The sequence below is a fragment of the Shewanella sp. 1CM18E genome (assembly GCF_023161665.1).
Lineage (GTDB): Bacteria > Pseudomonadota > Gammaproteobacteria > Enterobacterales > Shewanellaceae > Shewanella.
Genome location: NZ_JALNTW010000007.1, coordinates 55,777 through 73,622, shown reverse-complemented (window position 1 = coordinate 73,622; position 17,846 = coordinate 55,777). Strand labels below are relative to the sequence as shown.

The 17,846-nt window shown below is 41.9% G+C and carries 17 protein-coding genes and 1 tRNA gene; 11 read left to right on the top strand and 7 right to left on the bottom strand.

Annotated elements, in window-relative coordinates; all coding sequences use genetic code 11:
* Window positions 1-349 precede the first annotated feature (349 nt).
* Window positions 350-454: transfer RNA gene (locus MSG37_RS11210), tRNA-Tyr, on the top strand.
* A gap of 831 nt (window positions 455-1,285) precedes the next feature.
* On the opposite strand, the gene MSG37_RS11205 is transcribed toward MSG37_RS11210, so the two are convergent.
* Complete coding sequence (locus MSG37_RS11205) at window positions 1,286-2,830, bottom strand: Ig-like domain-containing protein (protein WP_248470754.1); 1,545 nt, start codon at window positions 2,828-2,830, stop codon at window positions 1,286-1,288.
* A gap of 261 nt (window positions 2,831-3,091) precedes the next feature.
* On the opposite strand from MSG37_RS11205, the gene MSG37_RS11200 reads away from it, so the two are divergent.
* Complete coding sequence (locus tag MSG37_RS11200; protein ID WP_248470753.1) at window positions 3,092-3,625, top strand: MarR family transcriptional regulator; 534 nt, start codon at window positions 3,092-3,094, stop codon at window positions 3,623-3,625.
* Between the two features lie 94 nt (window positions 3,626-3,719).
* Here MSG37_RS11200 and MSG37_RS11195 read toward each other — a convergent pair whose 3' ends face one another.
* Window positions 3,720-5,078, bottom strand: coding sequence for an MATE family efflux transporter (locus MSG37_RS11195; protein ID WP_248470752.1), 1,359 nt, complete (start codon window positions 5,076-5,078; stop codon window positions 3,720-3,722).
* A 35-nt stretch (window positions 5,079-5,113) separates the two neighbouring features.
* Between MSG37_RS11195 and MSG37_RS11190 the strand changes: the two genes are divergently transcribed.
* Window positions 5,114-5,737: a riboflavin synthase subunit alpha gene (locus MSG37_RS11190; RefSeq protein ID WP_248470751.1), complete on the top strand. Its 624-nt coding sequence runs from the start codon at window positions 5,114-5,116 to the stop codon at window positions 5,735-5,737.
* A 65-nt stretch (window positions 5,738-5,802) separates the two neighbouring features.
* Here the strand turns inward: MSG37_RS11190 and MSG37_RS11185 are convergent, their stop codons facing one another.
* Together MSG37_RS11185 and MSG37_RS11180 are read right to left on the bottom strand one after the other, a co-directional pair.
* The gene (locus MSG37_RS11185) at window positions 5,803-6,003 is read right to left on the bottom strand and encodes a CPXCG motif-containing cysteine-rich protein (RefSeq protein ID WP_012277111.1); all 201 of its coding nucleotides are present in this window, start codon (window positions 6,001-6,003) and stop codon (window positions 5,803-5,805) included.
* A 2-nt stretch (window positions 6,004-6,005) separates the two neighbouring features.
* Window positions 6,006-6,743, bottom strand: a complete 738-nt coding sequence (locus tag MSG37_RS11180; protein ID WP_248470750.1) for a pteridine reductase — start codon at window positions 6,741-6,743, stop codon at window positions 6,006-6,008.
* A 358-nt stretch (window positions 6,744-7,101) separates the two neighbouring features.
* Between MSG37_RS11180 and thrS the strand changes: the two genes are divergently transcribed.
* The 5 genes from thrS to MSG37_RS11155 all read left to right on the top strand — a co-directional run bounded on the left by thrS (window position 7,102) and on the right by MSG37_RS11155 (window position 11,180).
* A complete protein-coding gene (thrS, locus tag MSG37_RS11175) occupies window positions 7,102-9,030 on the top strand; it encodes a threonine--tRNA ligase (RefSeq protein WP_248470749.1) in 1,929 nt (642 codons plus the stop codon).
* A 3-nt stretch (window positions 9,031-9,033) separates the two neighbouring features.
* The gene (gene infC, locus MSG37_RS11170) at window positions 9,034-9,576 is read left to right on the top strand and encodes a translation initiation factor IF-3 (protein ID WP_248470874.1); all 543 of its coding nucleotides are present in this window, start codon (window positions 9,034-9,036) and stop codon (window positions 9,574-9,576) included.
* Between the two features lie 87 nt (window positions 9,577-9,663).
* Window positions 9,664-9,858 (top strand): 50S ribosomal protein L35, encoded by a 195-nt coding sequence (rpmI, locus tag MSG37_RS11165; protein WP_011865828.1) that lies wholly within the window; start codon window positions 9,664-9,666, stop codon window positions 9,856-9,858.
* 18 nt (window positions 9,859-9,876) lie between these two features.
* A complete protein-coding gene (rplT, locus tag MSG37_RS11160) occupies window positions 9,877-10,236 on the top strand; it encodes a 50S ribosomal protein L20 (RefSeq protein WP_012155496.1) in 360 nt (119 codons plus the stop codon).
* 368 nt (window positions 10,237-10,604) lie between these two features.
* Window positions 10,605-11,180 carry a GNAT family N-acetyltransferase gene (locus tag MSG37_RS11155; protein WP_248470748.1) on the top strand — a complete coding sequence of 192 codons (576 nt, stop codon included), beginning with the start codon at window positions 10,605-10,607 and terminating at the stop codon, window positions 11,178-11,180.
* A gap of 159 nt (window positions 11,181-11,339) precedes the next feature.
* On the opposite strand, the gene trxB is transcribed toward MSG37_RS11155, so the two are convergent.
* On the bottom strand, window positions 11,340-12,290 hold the full coding sequence (gene trxB / locus MSG37_RS11150) for a thioredoxin-disulfide reductase (RefSeq protein WP_248470747.1): 951 nt from the start codon (window positions 12,288-12,290) through the stop codon (window positions 11,340-11,342).
* 286 nt (window positions 12,291-12,576) lie between these two features.
* On the opposite strand from trxB, the gene MSG37_RS11145 reads away from it, so the two are divergent.
* From MSG37_RS11145 to MSG37_RS11135, 3 genes are read left to right on the top strand one after another with little or no spacing between them, the layout of a single operon-like run.
* Window positions 12,577-13,704 carry a M14-type cytosolic carboxypeptidase gene (locus tag MSG37_RS11145; protein WP_248470746.1) on the top strand — a complete coding sequence of 376 codons (1,128 nt, stop codon included), beginning with the start codon at window positions 12,577-12,579 and terminating at the stop codon, window positions 13,702-13,704.
* A 28-nt stretch (window positions 13,705-13,732) separates the two neighbouring features.
* A complete protein-coding gene (locus MSG37_RS11140; protein ID WP_248470745.1) occupies window positions 13,733-14,050 on the top strand; it encodes a zinc ribbon domain-containing protein in 318 nt (105 codons plus the stop codon).
* Window positions 14,047-14,328, top strand: coding sequence for a DUF1315 family protein (locus MSG37_RS11135; RefSeq protein ID WP_248470744.1), 282 nt, complete (start codon window positions 14,047-14,049; stop codon window positions 14,326-14,328). Before MSG37_RS11140 ends, MSG37_RS11135 begins: the two co-directional genes overlap by 4 nt.
* A gap of 112 nt (window positions 14,329-14,440) precedes the next feature.
* On the opposite strand, the gene ansA is transcribed toward MSG37_RS11135, so the two are convergent.
* Both ansA and sppA read right to left on the bottom strand, forming a co-directional pair.
* Window positions 14,441-15,457: an asparaginase gene (ansA, locus tag MSG37_RS11130; RefSeq protein WP_248470743.1), complete on the bottom strand. Its 1,017-nt coding sequence runs from the start codon at window positions 15,455-15,457 to the stop codon at window positions 14,441-14,443.
* A 403-nt stretch (window positions 15,458-15,860) separates the two neighbouring features.
* Window positions 15,861-17,702: a signal peptide peptidase SppA gene (gene sppA / locus MSG37_RS11125; RefSeq protein WP_248470742.1), complete on the bottom strand. Its 1,842-nt coding sequence runs from the start codon at window positions 17,700-17,702 to the stop codon at window positions 15,861-15,863.
* Between the last annotated feature and the right edge of the window lie 144 nt (window positions 17,703-17,846).

Genomic DNA, 17,846 nt, shown 5'->3' with positions numbered 1-17,846 from the left:
GGACTCAACTCTTTATAAACTCACGGCCTTAAAATAGTGCGAAGGTCGTTGCCACGCTTTTGTAAAAAGTAATCCAGTTCCTGTGACCAATTCTTTTATTAAAAGAATTATGTGATATGTAGGCCAGCGAAAGCTGGTTTTTTTGTACCTGAAATTAGGTGATCTCGTCATCTGTGTTTTCACGGAAGCGGGATGGAGCAGTTTGCTAGCTTCTCGGACTCAACTCTTTATAAACTCACGGCCTTAAAATAGTGCGAAGGTCGTTGCCACGCTTTTGTAAAAAGTAATCCAGCTCCCGCAACCAATTCTTTTATAGCAGAATCAAAACAATTATTAGCGTCAACACGGACGCGGGATGGAGCAGTTTGGTAGCTCGTCGGGCTCAACTCTTTATAAAAGATAGGCGAAGGTCGTTGCCAATTTCTTGTAAAAAGTAATCCAGCTCCCGCAACCAATTCTTTTATAGCAGAATTAAAACAGTTATTAGCGTCAACACGGACGCGGGATGAAGCAGTATAAAAGTTACTCGGACTCAACTCTTTATAAAAGATAGGGCGAAGGTCGTTGCTAAGTTTTTGTCAAAAGTAATCCAGCTCCTGTGACCAATTCTTTTATTAAAAGAATGGTGTGATATGTAGGCCAGCGAAAGTTGGTTTTTTCTAGTCTGAAATTTGAAGATACTGCCAAATTCGAAATAAAGTAGATACGGTTTCCTTGGCAAGCATCAAGTAAAGCCTAGTAAAGCGGTATTTATTAAATCGTTAGTCACTACGCTCATTAAAGGCTGGCAAAGATCATTGCCGGTTTTCATATAAAGCAATCTGGCTGCAGCAACCATGTATTTAGTGAATGTAGAAAAAATAGTTGGGGTTAGTGGGTCTGTAATTTGCGACAAATATAGTCGATGCTCAAATAATAAACTTATGGCGTAGGTTATGGAATGACTGATATACGCAGTCGTTTGTGGGGGTCTTTTCTAAGTAAGCTCCTTTTTAGCTGCGGAAGATCGATTGCGATAAAATTTTTGGATAATGTAATTTCAGGTGGGTCGATATACGGCATAGCGTTAGAGATGCTTAAAGCGCTAGCCGAGTACATTTTATATATAATTTGAGATTGATTGGGCGAGCTTAAGTAGGGGAGTTTTTCGCGATATAGCGTTGTAGCTTTATGGAGACCCCAAGCTGACACCTGTAACTTTAGATAGCTGTGCCGATAGATATGAGCAAAGAATATTTTCAGCGATAGAAGTAGCCAAGTGAATACTTGGCTACTTCTATTTAACTTAATGAGCAGTATGCATTTTCGTGATGGTTGCAGCTAGCTCATCATAATTATCATGACAACTGCCACAGCTATCTTTCGCTACGTTCCACGGCTGAACATATTGGCGATCTTTCGAAAAGTTCTCAGGACTATCCGAGGCAAACTCAAGATTTATCTTAAAGAAGTGATTACTCTTAGGCATATGGCATGTTTCGCACTTTGCTACAAATTCATGAACCTTCAGACCAGGGATGAAAGTTTTATCACTATGGCAATCAGTACAGGTTTTTACCATAGCATCTTCATGCCCTGGTTGATCTTCATTCGCTTTTGAGCGGTGCGGGTTGTGACAAGTATGGCATGCCATTTGACGTTTCTTACTTGTACTTGTTGCAACTCCGGTATTTGCATCTAAGCCAAGCATTTGATCGCCTGCTAGTCTTCCACCATCAAAGTAAGGAATTGAGCGTCCACCAATAGTATCTCCACCAAAATCTGCGTTATGCTCACTGACAAAGTCAGGGGAATGGCGATTTGTTTTCTTTGAATGGCACTCTGAACAAGTGATTGCCAGACCGTAACCCATATCATCTTTTATTAGGTCTGCTCTAAGTCTTCCGTCGGCTATACGAGAAATGTCATTTGGTGAACGAGTCTTAATATGAATACTACCCGCACCATGACAGGCTTCACACTGGATCCCTGCCTGATTGAATGTCCCCGCAAACCCTTTTAAATTATCTTGACGATGTGGGTTCAGATTAGAATCTGCAGTGTAGTCTTTCCAGCCTGTCGAATGGCATAGTCCGCAATTAAACAACTGTGAGTCGGGTGCCGCATCTGGCTGATAACCCTGTATATCGTTGATGCTGATATCATCGCCATTTTGTGGCATCGAAACGGCAACACCTTTACCCGCCAAAATAAAGCCGTCTTTATCTAAGAAATTTGCCCATGTATCGTAACCACCAATAACATAGCTAATATCTTCCCAGCTGTTAGGTGTACCAAGGCTATTGGTTGCATCAAACATAAGTTCAACTGCACCGTCGATATTGCTAAATGGATACTCAGGTGCTTTACCATCAATGACTTTGTTGAGTTTGAAATTATGCCCGGTTTCAAAAAATGTCGATTTGTCACTGTGGCAGCTGATGCATGTTTGCGAGCCTACAAAATCGGCAGTTGCTGATTGTGGATCAAGAACAGTTATTGTTAGTTTTGTACTTGCCTCAGCTCCCAATGGATCTGTGATTGTATATTCTACAATGGTTGTTCCGGCTTCGTCTGGTGTAAATTGAATCGCATTACCATGTACTGAAGCTGTACCAGTCCCATCAACTATTGTCATCTGAGTAAGTGTTAGCGGTTCTCCTTCTGGGTCAGAATCATTGGCTAGAACATCGATACGTTCATGGGTACCTATATAGACAGTTGCTGAATCAGGCACGGCAATCGGTGGTTTATTCTCGGGTATTACAGGGGACGATGTTTCATCGCTTCCACAGCCTGTCAGCGCTGCAGTTATCAGTAGCGTTAAGCTTCCCAAATTGAATATCTTCATGTCATCAATCTCTCTTTATAAATCGCTTCTCTTTGGAGGCGATTAAGTTGCGCTTATACGATTAACTTGAGTGTTAAATGTCTCTAATTAATTTGATATGGCAGCTAATAAATAATATTTGTTTAATTTCTAACGTTCTTATTGTTAGAACGCTTAACTTTATAAACGTCAAAAAGTATCTTTCTAGAAAGATACTAAATAGATTAAATCTTTCTAGCAAGGTATATTGACGGGTGTTTTATATAATTAGAGGTAGATCAGATGAACAAGGGTATGGAAGATGTTCTGCAGTTAAATAAAGATAACTGGCCAGAATGCGCAGAAACTTCATTTCCTGCCTTATTACGTCTGACTCAGGTTAATAATATCTTTATTCAAATTGTTAAAGATTGTGTTGAATCCTATGGGCTGCAGAGCGCTGACTTTAATTTATTGACTTGCTTACGCCGTAATCCTACTCCCCATGTCTTATCGCCAACAGAGCTTTATCAAAGTATGTTATTTAGCTCTGGAGGGTTAACTAAAGTATTAAATCGACTACATAAAATGGAGTTGATTGAACGTTTAGACAACCCAGAGGATAAGCGCAGTAAACTGGTTAAGTTATCAAGTACAGGTAAAGAATTAGTTGAAGAGATCATGCCTGTTTTGCATAAGCAGGAAAAACGTATGGTCGAAGGGATTACATCAGAAGAACTCGTCGTTCTAGATCAGATAATGCAGCGTATTACCTCAAGTATGGACAGGGATGGGCAGAGCTTTTTGCGTTGTATTCGCTTTTCAGGAACCGGCTAGTTTTCGGCAACGTTATATAAGGTATTAATCAACAGCTAGAAAATAAAAAGGCTAACTCAAAAGAGTTAGCCTTTGTTGTTTTGCATGGCGCGGACTATATTGCCGAGTGCACCACACCTTGTTTTTGGATATAGCGTAGTCTAGCTGCAAACATAATTGCCGCTGCGGTTAGACCGGCAATTAAGCCAATCCAGAACCCTTGGGCGCCCATATGCGGCACAATAATATCGGTATGCGCTAAAGTATAACCTAACGTCATGCCTATACCCCAGTACGCAACCAGTGTAATGTAGAATGCACTGCGGGTATCTTTATAGCCACGCAGCGCACCTGCGGTAACCACTTGTATAGAATCTGATAGTTGATAGATTGCAGCGAAGAACATCAAGCTGCCCGCCAATGAGATCACCTCAGGGTTATCGTTATAAAGCAGAGCAATTTCGTGTCTAAACAAAATAGTTATCACTGCCGTGCACGCCGCCAATGAAAATGAAATCATCAGAGCTAATTTTGTCACTAAGGCTGCAATTTCTGGTTTGTCTTGGCCTAAGTAATAGCCCACGCGAATTGAAGCCGCAATACCTAAAGATAGCGGGATCATAAACACAATTGATGAAAAGTTAAGTGCAATTTGATGGCCTGCAACCACAATCGCGCCTAAAGGTGCTAAAAGTAGTGCAATGATTGCAAATAAACTCACTTCAAAAAATAGCGCCATTGCGATAGGTAGGCCATGTTTGGTCATATCAAACATAACTTTTAGGTCTGGCATGTGAAAAGATTTGAATGGAGCCAACTCTTTAAACTTTTTATGCAGCTGCATGTAGATAATCATGGCAATAAACATCGCCCAGAACACTAATGCTGTTGCAACACCACAGCCTGCACCACCCATTGCTGGCATACCGAAGTGACCATAAATAAAGATATAGTTAGCAGGAATGTTGACGGCTAGACCAACAAAACCAATCACCATAGTTGGCAGTGTGTAAGAAATACCTTCGCTACAGCCTCTAAGCACCTGATAGAGCACAAATGCAGGTACGCCCCACATAAAGCCATTTAGGTAACCGACACCAAGACCAGCCATTTCTGGCTCAAGATCCATCATGGTGAAAATATTCTCTGCAAATGAGAGGATAAGCACCACAATAATACTGCCAATTATGGCAATATAACCAGCTTGGTAGGCTAATGGCTGAATTGCTTTTTGGTTATCTGCACCATGATGATGTGCAAACACAGGCGTGAAGGCCATTAATAAGCCTTGAACAAATAATAGTGCAGGTAGCCAAAGACTGGCGCTAATAGCTACAGCAGCCATATCAACGGCACTAACTCTACCTGCCATTACGGTATCGATAAAACCCATCATTGTTTGGGTAACTTGGGCAATTAGCACGGGTAATGCCAATTGGACTAAGCGTTTGGCTTGAAAGCCAGAATGGTTCATGGGTACAGCCCTTAATATACTAACGAGAGAGAATAATGTTTACAGGTATAGTTCAAGCAACATGCGAAGTGTTGGCGATTGATAAAAAATCAGGATTAGATACGCTACAAATCGCTATTGGGCCGGATTTGCGCGAGGGACTTTCACTAGGGGCAAGTGTCGCAAATAACGGTGTATGTTTAACAGTCACAAGAATAGAAGATGATAGGGTGTTTTTCGATGTAATGGAAGAGACCCTTAAGCTAACTAACCTATCTAAACTGAGAGTTGGATCACAGGTTAACATCGAACGTTCATTAACCTTTGGAAGTGAGATTGGTGGACACATTTTATCTGGCCATGTTCACACCCAAGCAGAAGTCGATTTAGTCAGTGTCACCGACGAGCATTATGACATTCGCTTAACCGTTGAACCGAAATGGATGAACTACATTTTGTATAAAGGGTTTGTTGGTGTAAACGGCTGTAGTTTAACGGTAGGAGAGGTAACTGAGACGAGTTTTATGCTGCACTTGATCCCGGAAACGTTAAAGCTGACCAACCTTGATAGTTATGTAAAAGGTGACTCGATTAATATCGAGATTGATAGCCAAACTCAAGCGATTGTAGACACAGTAGAACGAGTGCTCGCTAAGCGCTTTGCAAGTCAAGCGCTTTAAGCTCCTCTAATTGTTGGGGTAGGTAGAGCGTCTATTGATATTTATTAAACAAAAGAGCAGATCGATTAGTAGATCTGCTCGTCGTCTGAATCAATAAAAAACTCTATCTTATGTTGCGCTTCATCCATATGTAATCGCATATGAATGGGGTTACAACATACGCGACAATCTTCATAGTAATCTTGATCACCGCAAGTCGCATCAATATTAATGTGTTGATGGTGGCCGCAATGCGGACAGCTAATAGTCTTGTTAATAAATCGCATCGTTACGCTCCCGTAAAACCAACAGCGCTTCGCCCTCCATCTACTGCGATTATTTGGCCAGAGATATAAGGCGCGCTGACAAGGTGAGATACAAGCTTAGCGATATCCTCTGGGTGGCCAAGCTTAGCTAACGGTATTGCACTTAATACAGCTTGTTGCGATTGTGGATCTGATTGCTCCGGCCATAAGATAGCTCCCGGTGATACGCCGTTTACGCGTACATTAGGTGCCAGCTCTTGAGCTAATGACAAGGTAGCCATTTCAAGTGCAGCCTTTGATATAGAGTATAGCCCATGATCTTTAAGCGGGCGCTTACCATGGATATCTAACATATTTATGATGCAGCCTTGATGCTGGCTTAACACAGGGCTTAATTGCTCAGCTAATCGGTATGGGCTAAGCACATTAGTCGTTAACAACTGCTGTGCTTGCGCAAAATCAGTCTTGCCGAGAGGTGTTGGATAAAAACTCGAGGCATTATTGACAAGTACAGACAATGGAAGGTTAGACGACAAAATATCCTGAGCGAGCTTATTAACGGCGCTGGGGTCAGCCAAGTCTGCTTGGATAACTTGGGCCGAATTGTCTCTTAGCATATTAAGCTTATTTTTTAGCTCTGTAGCTTCATCAGCTGAATTACCATAGTGGATAATGATGTTGTAGCCTTCGCTATGTAACTGCGTAGCAATGGCTAAGCCTATCCGCTTTGCTGCACCAGTCACTAGAGCCCATGTTGCCATTTATCTCTCCTTTATATCATCAATCAAATTTACCCATATAGAGGCGGTTAGAATAATCTACAAATTTAGTCTGATAAAGTGGTGAGTTCAGTACTAAAGTCAAATAGCTTCACGCCTTTATATGGCTGTAGTAAGTCAACATTTTGATTTGATTTTTCTAGCAAGTAATCACCTAGTTTTTATCAGTAAAACAATTTTTTGTAAAACTTGCATCTTCTTGCTTCTATCACTTAGAATTAGCGGCTTGCGCGCTGGAAAACCCAGGCTCCTGTACGGTCTAGTCCCAGTTGCGTAAACCACACTTAAATTTAAAACCAAGTGGCCCTACGTGGGGGTCACCACTGGAAAAGGAAAAATCATGCCTGTTATTACACTTCCTGACGGAAGCAAACGTGAGTTTGCTCATCCTGTTTCAACTTTAGATGTTGCTGCTGATATTGGTCCTGGTCTTGCTAAAGCGTGTATCGCTGGTCGCGTGAACGGTGAGCTAAAAGACGCGTGTGACATGATTGAAACCGACTCAGATCTTTCAATCATTACCGCTAAAGATGAAGAGGGTGTTGAAATTCTTCGTCACTCTTGCGCTCACTTGCTAGGTCATGCAATTAAGCAATTGTTCCCAGAAACCAAAATGGCTATCGGCCCAGTTATCGATAATGGTTTCTACTATGACATCGACTTAGAGCATAAGTTGACTCAGGAAGATATCGATGCGCTTGAAAAGCGTATGGCTGAACTTGCTAAAACTAACTATGCGGTTGATAAGCGTGTTGTTAGCTGGCAAGAAGCGCGTGATACATTTGAATCACGTGGTGAAGTTTACAAAATGGCCATTTTGGATGAGAACATTCCAAAAGACTCTACGCCTGCACTTTACCACCATGAAGAATATATCGACATGTGTCGTGGTCCGCACGTACCAAACATGAAGTTCTGTCAGAACTTTAAATTGATGAGTGTAGCTGGCGCATACTGGCGCGGTAACTCAGATAACAAGATGTTACAACGTGTATACGGTACAGCTTGGGCTGATAAGAAAGCGCTTAAAGTTCACCTTAACCGTCTTGAAGAAGCGGCTAAGCGTGACCACCGTAAAATTGGTAAGCAGTTAGATCTTTACCATATGCAAGAAGAAGCACCAGGTATGGTGTTCTGGCATAACGATGGTTGGAGCTTGTTCCTTGAGCTTGAGAAGTTTATTCGTCAAAAGCTAGGTCAGTACACTTACCAAGAAGTAAAAGGCCCATTAATGATGGACCGCGTACTTTGGGAACGTAGTGGTCACTGGGACAAGTATTCAGAAGCTATGTTCACAACTAGCTCTGAAAACCGCGAATACGCAGTAAAGCCAATGAACTGCCCTGGTCACGTACAGATCTTTAACCAAGGTCTTAAGTCTTACCGCGATTTACCATTGCGTATGGCAGAGTTTGGTTGTTGTCACCGTAATGAGCCATCAGGTTCACTACACGGTCTAATGCGCGTACGTGGTTTCACCCAAGATGATGCACATATCTTCTGTACTGAAGAACAAGTGCAGCAGGAAGTGAGCGCATGTATCAAGATGGTTTACGATACATATGAAACATTCGGCTTTAGCAATATCGTTGTTAAGCTATCTACACGTCCAGAAAAGCGTATCGGCGATGACGATATGTGGGATCGTGCAGAAGAAGCACTTAAGCAAGCTTTGACAGCTAACGGCATTGAATTTGAAATTTTACCGGGCGAAGGCGCGTTCTACGGTCCTAAAATTGAATTTACATTGCATGATTGTCTAGACAGAGCGTGGCAATGTGGTACAGTGCAGCTCGATTACGCGTTACCTGGTCGTTTAGGTGCAACTTATGTTGCTGAAGATAACAGCCGTCAAACACCTGTTATGATCCACCGTGCGATTTTAGGTTCACTAGAGCGCTTCTTGGGTATTCTAATTGAAGAGTACGCAGGTAAATTCCCTGCTTGGTTGTCACCAGTTCAAGTTGTTGTAATGAATATTACCGACAAACAGTCGGATTATGTCGATAATGTCGTCAATTTATTCAAAGAACATGGAATTCGTGCAACTAAAGACTTGAGGAATGAGAAGATAGGCTTTAAAATACGCGAACATACCTTAAGGCGTGTGCCATATCTGTTGGTCGTTGGTGATCAAGAGATGGAAAATAAGGAAGTAGCGGTGCGTACCCGTGAAGGCGTTGACTTAGGTAAAATGCAAATCGAAGAATTTGCTACTAAGCTCAAGAACCAGATTTCGCTCCGTAGTCTAAATTTGTTGGAGGATTAGGTCATAAAGATCAAGAAAACAGCAGGGCGCCAGGCGGCCCCGAACAGAATTAACGAACTCATCACTGGTGTACCAGAAGTCCGTTTAAACGGCCTTGACGGTGAGCAATTGGGAATCATGAGCATTAGAGAAGCTCAAGAGATCGCTGACGAAGCTGGCGTAGATCTTGTAGAAATCAGTCCTAATGCTGAGCCGCCAGTTTGTCGTGTTATGGACTACGGTAAGTTCCTTTTTGACAAAGCAAAAGCTCAAAAAGAACAAAAGAAGAAGCAGAAAATTGTACAGGTGAAGGAAATTAAATTCCGTCCCGGTACAGACGAAAACGACTACCAGGTAAAACTACGCAACCTGACTCGTTTTCTAGAAGACGGCGACAAAGCGAAAGTAACGCTGCGTTTCCGTGGTCGTGAGATGGCTCACCAAAGTTTAGGTATGGATCTTTTGAACCGTATCAAAACTGATTTGGAAGTTATTGCTGTTGTCGAATCTTTCCCGAAAATGGAAGGTCGTCAAGCAGTAATGGTTCTCGCACCGAAAAAGAAATAGTAAGGCAACCATAAAAGTAACAGGGGCCTCTTGAGGTTTCCTGTTCGCCTTGCGTTTTATTAATTGTCCCAATGCGGAGTTTTAGCAATGCCTAAAATGAAAACAGACAAGGGTGTACAAAAGCGTTTTAAGAAAACCGCTAACGGTTTTAAGCGCAAGCAAGCCCACTTACGTCACATTTTGACCAAGAAGAGCACTAAGCGTAAACGTCACTTACGTGCTAAATGTTTAGTAGCTAAGTCTGATGTGCCAGCAATTGCACGTCAACTACCATACGCTTAATTAGAGGAGTAAAGAACAATGCCTAGAGTTAAGCGTGGTGTAACCGCTCGTGCTCGTCACAAGAAAGTACTTAAATTAGCTAAAGGTTATTATGGCGCTCGTAGCCGTACTTACCGTGTTGCTGTTCAAGCAGTAACTAAAGCTGGTCAATATGCTTACCGTGACCGTCGTCAAAAGAAACGTCAATTCCGTCAACTATGGATTGCACGTATCAATGCGGCATCTCGTCAAAATGGCCTATCTTACAGCCGTTTCATTAATGGTTTGAAAAAAGCATCAATCGAAATCGACCGTAAGATCCTAGCTGACATCGCTGTTTTCGATAAAGTTGTATTCGCAACTTTAGTAGAAAAAGCAAAAGACGCTTTAGCTAAGTAATTAGTTTAGAATCTTTTGAAAAAGGGAGCCTTAGGGCTCCCTTTTTTTATGGCTATAATTTTTGTGCTACTCGTTATAGCAATTGCATTAATAATCTGTTCATTCACTGAGAATTCAAAGCACTGAGGGTAGGCCGGGAACTTGAAGCTAATAGTTATTCTCGGCTCTGGGAGCTGATATTAGTTTCTTTTTTTTTAAATGCTTAAGAACCTCTGCGGCTCTAACGCTACGAATATTAGGTATTAATGTGTACATGAACGTAAAAATAATAAACAGCCACATATAACGATTTTTAGCCATCAGACATAGACATTATTGCTATCATGGTACGGCTAAACGCAATTAGATTGATTTGGAGCAGGCCTTAAATGACAACCTTGACCACATCTAGACTGATTATTTCACCTATGTCTTTAGGTGACAGCCAATTACAGTTCGAGTTAGATCAAGATCCTATGGTGATGAAGTACATCAATGGTGGACGTGCACTAAGTCTTGAAGAAATAGAAACGGTTTTCATGCCACGCTTTGCCGCTTATCGAAATTTAGAAAAGGGCTGGGGCTTATGGAAAGTGTTTCTCGAACAAAGCCAACTTAGCGCCAATAATTTTGTTCAAGTTGAACCTTATTTTGTTGGCTGGATCTTAATTAGACCGATGTACTTTTTCACTGATAAGCCTAGGTATAATGATCTAGAAATAGGTTGGCGCTTTAAACAATCAAGTTGGGGTAAAGGGATTGCTACCGAGAGTGCGCAGAAGGTTATTGAACATTTACTTAAAACTCAGCCAGACATTGAATATTTTTCTGCTATTGCTGATAAACAAAATCACGCTTCTATTAATATTATGAAGAAGTTGGGTATGCGTTACCAAGGAAAGCTTGAGCACCCAGATGTGGTTGATGATGTTGAAGTGGTTCTCTATGCTAAGTCCGTTGATTAACAGGATTAGCTAGGCTGAATGGGTTTTATTGGTTTTGTGGGAACGTCCACTCTTCTTTGCAATGTTGAATGTTGAATGTTGCATGTTGCTTTCTAGCTTGAACTTCAGGATTAAAAAAGCCAACTCATAGAGTTGGCTTTTTCAAATCTACATCAAGAATTACTGAGCGTCTAAGAAGCGCTCTGCATCCAATGCAGCCATACAACCGGTACCAGCAGAGGTAATTGCTTGGCGGTAATGTTGATCCATTACGTCACCAGCAGCAAATACGCCTTTAATGCTCGTTTGAGTAGCATTGCCGTTTAAGCCGCTTTCTACTTTGATGTAGCCATTGTTCATTTCAAGCTGACCTTCAAACATAGAAGTGTTTGGCTTGTGACCAATCGCTACGAAAACACCAGCAACTTCTAGCTCGTTAATCGCGCCATCTTTGGTGCTCTTCATCTTAAGACCAGTAACACCCATTTGGTCGCCAACCACTTCATCAAGCGTGTTGTCTAAGTGAAGTACTATATTACCGTTTTCCACTTTATCCATAAGACGCTTAGTTAAGATTTTTTCACTGCGGAAAGTATCACGGCGGTGAATAAGGTGAACTTCAGACGCAATATTGCTTAGGTAAAGCGCTTCTTCAACGGCAGTATTACCGCCACCAATTACAGCAACCTTTTGATTACGGTAGAAGAAACCATCACAAGTTGCACATGCTGAAACACCGCGACCTTTAAATGCTTCTTCAGATTCTAAACCTAGGTACATAGCTGATGCACCAGTAGAGATGATTAGTGAGTCACAAGTGAATTCGCCGTTGTCGCCTTTCAGTTGGAAAGGGCGCACATTAAGGTTCACTTCGTTGATGTGATCAAAAATGATCTCAGTTTCAAACTTTTCAGCGTGCTTTTGCATGCGCTCCATTAGTGCTGGACCTGTTAAGTCTTCAGCATCACCAGGCCAGTTTTCAACTTCAGTGGTCGTTGTTAGCTGGCCACCTTGCTGCATACCTGTGATCAAAACAGGCTTTAAATTTGCGCGCGCAGCGTAAACTGCTGCTGTGTAGCCTGCAGGGCCTGAGCCCAGAATAAGTAGTTCACAATGTCTAGCTTGAGTCATTATTTTCTCCGTTCCTTAACGAATGCGGTACAGCAAGGGGAATTGAACCCTTGTTTTACTAATTGCAGCGATTGTAGGGAATTTAGTGAGAGGGGTAAAGCTCTGTATTTACCATTGCTGTTTAATATTTCGGTGCTTGGCTGTGATATTTAACGGTTTTTAGTGGGTTTAGGCTGCTCCTTATCACATTTTGGTTTATTCTATAGCACAAAGAAAGACAGGTGGCTGGTTTGTGTTCTCAAACTCAATAGCCAAACCTTCACAAGCAAAAGTAAAAGGAAGTGTTATGCGTATTACCGCCAATTTTGATAGTGGAAACATCGAAGTTATTAATCTTGATAACAAAGATGATGTTCAATTAGCAATTCGTCCTGATGAAGGCGGAGAGTTTTTTCAGTGGTTTAACTTCAAATTAGAAGGGGTAGTGGGCAACCAATATACGCTTAACATAGTCAATGCAGATAAAGCTTCTTACACAAAAGGTTGGGAAGATTATCAAGCTGTTGCGACTTACGATAGACAAAACTGGTTCCGCTTACCAACGGAGTATGTAGACGGCAAGCTTTCAATTCAAGTTGAGCTAGATTGCGACGCGATTCAAATAGCCTACTTTGCCCCTTATAGCTACGAACGTCACCAAGATCTTCTAGCGGCTGTTCAAGTGCATCCGCAAGTAAGCCTTGAACATTTAGGATTAACGCTAGATGGTCGTGACATGACCTTAGTTAAAATTGGCGATGGTGATGAAGATAAAGCCAACATCTGGATCACCGCGCGTCAGCATCCGGGTGAGACGATGGCTGAATGGTTAGTTGAAGGTTTGATGAATAACCTGCTTGATAGCGACTGCCCAACAGCGAAAGCGCTGCTTGATAAAGCCAACTTTTATATTGTACCAAACATGAATCCAGACGGCAGTGCCCGTGGACATTTACGTACTAATGCTGTCGGTACCAACCTTAACCGTGAATGGAAAACACCTTCTTTAGAGAAGAGCCCAGAAGTTCTGTACGTGGTTAACAAGATGAAAGAAACGGGTGTCGATTTGTTTTACGATGTGCACGGTGATGAAGGTTTACCATATGTGTTCTTAGCCGGTTGTGAAGGTGTACCTGCCTTTACTAAAGAAGATGCAGCGCGCCAACAAGCGTTTGTTGATGCTTTACTGATGGCGAGCCCAGATTTCCAAGACAAATTCGGTTACGACAAAGATGAGCCTGGTCAGGCAAACTTAACAGTTGCTTCTAACTGGGTTGCTCATACATTTGGATGCCTTTCAAATACTCTTGAAATGCCATTTAAAGACAATGCCAATATGCCAGATCTGATGGCAGGTTGGTCGCCAGAGCGCTGTATTTACCTTGGTGAAGCTTCATTGATTGCAATGAATGCTGTCGTTGATAAACTAAAATAACATATAGACACTAGCTAAGAGGTAGCCAATGGCATTAGTTAATTGTCCTAGTTGCAATAAACGAATTTCGAGTATGGCTAAAGAATGTAACCATTGTCGAGCCAGCGTTTCTGCCGACAATGAGAGCCTTCGAGTAATTAGCCATATTAAGCGTTCTAACCAGTTAATGAATCAAAGCTTTCTTGCGTTAACTTTGTTTATTGGTGGCGTAGTGGCTTGGTTTTGGGGCGGTGAACCTGCAGAGGGAACTCGTTCTTATTTGGCCGTAGGCGCATTTTCGTTAGGTTTTGTAGGCTACTTAATCACTCGCGTGCAAATTGTGCTGCATAAACGGAAGAAAGTATGACCGACATAAATAAAGTAATAGATGAAATGCCTGATGAGGTTTATCAGCGTTTGCTTAGTGGTGTAGAGCTGGGTAAATGGGAAGACGGCACGGTATTAACTCCTGAGCAACGTGCGTCGACTCAACAGGTTGTTATGCTTTATCAAGCAAGACGATTACAGCAAACTGATCACTTTACGATTAATAGTGAAGGCATGGTTAACGAACTGTCAAAGTCTGAGCTTAAAAAGCAGTTTAAAGGCGAGTCGATTGCTGAGTTTAAAGAGCAAGAGCTTTAATCGTTAAATATGCTGTATAAACAAAAAGCCCAAGCAAACTGCTTGGGCTTTTTATTTCGGCTTTTTTATTTCTGCTCTATTTGCTCGTTAGTGAAAATCAAATTTATAATTATTATTCTGTCGTCAGTTCACCAGCAATTGATACTTTCATGGCCGCGCGAATTTCATCAGGCGTCATATCGGTCGATAATAAATAATGCAGTTTGGTCAGCGCTGCTTCTGTTGTCATATCATAACCGCTGGTTACACCAGCTTCTGCTAACGCATTACCTGTAGCATAACCATCCATATTAACCCGACCTTGTAAGCACTGGGTCAAATTAACAATCACAATCCCGCGTTCATGGGCATCTTTTAGAGTTTTTAGTAACTCAGGAGTTTGCGGCGCATTGCCCACACCAAAGGTTAATAAGATAAGCGCTTTAACTGGTTGCAAAAGGATATTTGCAAATATTTCGGTACTGATCCCAGGGTACAGCGTGACTACGCCAATGGGTTGTGGACTGATTTTTGCGACTTCTAATTTTACATCTGGGTTGAATTTGGCGCGTTGCCCAGCATGCCAGCGGATCTTAATGCCGGCTTCCAACAACAACGGAAAGTTTGGCGATGCAAAAGCATTAAAACCATCTGCATGAGCTTTAGTCGTGCGGTTACCTCTAAATAACTTGTTATTAAAAAATAAGCAGACTTCAGCAACTGGGTAGTTAGCTGCAATATATAAGGCGTTGAGTAGGTTTGTTTGCCCGTCAGAGCGCAGCTGCGCTAATGGGATTTGAGACCCTGTTACAATAACTGGCTTTTGCAGCCCTTGTAACATAAAAGACAGCGCAGCAGCGGTAAACGCCATGGTGTCGGTACCATGCAAGATCACAAAGCCATCGTACTGATCATATTTAGATTTGATGTCGTCAGCAATCATTTGCCAATCGGTTGGTTTCATATTCGCAGAATCAATTAACGGCGAATACTCACTAATGACAAAGTCGGGCATTTCGTCATGATAAAACTCTGGCATTGCTTGCACGCAACCAGTAAGAAAATTGGCAACAGGCGCAAAGCCATGCTCGGTTTTTTGCATACCGATTGTACCGCCAGTGTAGGCCACGTAGATTGAACGTTTTTTCATGTTGATTTTGTCTTTTAGTTCTAGGGGTTAATTCTTGAGTATCGCGTAGGGTATTACCACGGTTATTGCTCTAGCAGAGAACTCAAACTGATCGTTGCTTGTTACTCATATTTTGCCCGCGTAGGTAAAACGCAATGGCGGGATTATATACCTAAAGCGGGTAGTACGTCAGTGGTAAAAATCAATAATGCCAGCAATTGCCTGATAGCTAACTAGAAAGGCTTGAGCAATTGGTGTTAGGTCACAATTTAATGTTTGGCGATTAATTGGTGTGAGCAGTTTATGGCTCGAAATTTATAGTGCTAATTGTAAGGCTACCTGATAACTGACGCGTAAAGATGATTTTCGTAACAAAAAGCCCAGCGTTAAGCTGGGCTTGTAAACTAGCTGGTTAAGCTATGGATTAATAGTTGCAAGTATCGCAGTAAAGATAGACGCCGTTTGGATCATCAAATGATTTAAACTCATCGATAACTGCTGACCACTGATTGATTAAGGCATCTACAGCACTCGATTGAGTTAATGTTTGCGGCATATAACTCGCAGCTGATGCAAACATCTCTTGCACAAATTGTTCTTGTGGTGTCAGTTCTCTTTCAATGACGTCGGTATCATATTGTTCAAGAGAGGCCATTTCTGCAGCTTTTGTTACTGCGTCCTGTAATTCGCCCAAACCATCGACTAAACCCAGTTCAAGCGCTTTGCGGCCTGTCCAGACACGCCCTTGAGCAATATTATCTACTTGCTCAAGTGTCATGTCGCGCTCATTGGCAACAAGAGAGATAAAGTCATGGTAACCACGTTCGATATGACGTTGTATAACAGCTTTAATTTGCGGTGAAAGTCCTTTAGTCACTGAAAAGCCAGCCCAATCAGAAGTACTTACACCATCGGTATTTACACCTATGCTTGCAAGAGAGTCTTCAAAAGTGGTGATCATACCAAATATTCCAATTGACCCCGTTAAGGTCGTTGGAGTTGCATAGATATAATCAGCACTGGCTGAGATCCAGTATCCGCCAGAGGCAGCGTAGCTGCCCATGCTTACAATAACGGGTTTATTGGCAGCTTTTAGCGCTAATACTTCTTGTCTAATTTGCTCTGACGCAAACGCACTACCGCCTGGGCTATCAACGCGCAGAACAACGGCTTTTACAGAGTCATCGAAACGGGCCTTTCTTAGTAACTGAGAAGTACTTTCACCGCCAATTTGTCCAGCTGGTTGTGAGCCATTTAAGATGTTACCTTTAGCTACAACAATACCGACTTTGTCATTTAAGCTCAGTACCGGATGAGTTTGGGTTACTGATAGGTAATCATAAAAATCAACATGCTTGTAAGACTCTCCATCAGCCGATTTACCAACGGCATTAACCATAGTTAGTCTGAACTCTTCAGCTGATTTAAGGCCATCAACCCATTTCATATTGACAGCCATTTCTGCTGATTGACCATCTGTTTTATCGAGCTCTGCAAGGTATTGTTCAGCACTGAGTGATAGGTTGCTTGTTTTGATATCGCGGTTTGCTGCAACGGTATCAGCGTAGCTTTGCCATAAATCATTGAGTAATGTCAGATTTGCTTCTTTTGCAGCATCAGACATATCATCACGAATAAACGGCTCTACGGCTGACTTAAAGGTGCCTACTCGGAAAACATGTGCATTAATCTTTAATTTTTCAAAGGCTGATTTAAAGTAAAGGCGATAACGACTTAGGCCTTCAATTTGCACACTGCCTTGTGGGTTTAGGTAGATTTTATCTGCGAAACTGGCAAGGAAATATTGGTTTTGACCATACCAATCGCCATTCGCCACGACTGTTTTGCCTGTTGCTTTAAATGCTTCTAGTGCGTCGCCAATTGATTGCAGCTTGCTCATGCCTGTACCATTCAGCAGGGCTAAATCCAGTACAATCTGGCTGATCCTGTCGTCTGCAGCTGCGTTATTAATTACACTAATCACATCTGCAAGCAGGATTTCTGCACTACCATCGGCCTCGTTGCCACTTTTCATTGCTGCTTCTATCGGGTCAACTTGACGTTTTTGATCAACTATAACCCCTGCCAAGTTTAAGACTAGAGCAGAACCATCTTCAACTTGAATGGTGTCTTCACTGGCTAAACTTACAATGATAATCGCAATCAAACCAAAGAAAATAAGGTTAAGAAATAGCTTTCTAAAACCATTAATGATATTCCAACTGAGTAGGAATATCCGTTTGAAAATTGAGGGTTTAGTGGACATTAGCCACTCCTTTGTCGCTTAGATATCACAATGCTAACTGAAATCTAGTTGGAAAGGAAAACTCAATTGTAAACGAATCTATTAACAGCTTTGTTGAGCTTATTCTTTACACAAGGTATGCTGGATTAAATCACTTGTTTAAAA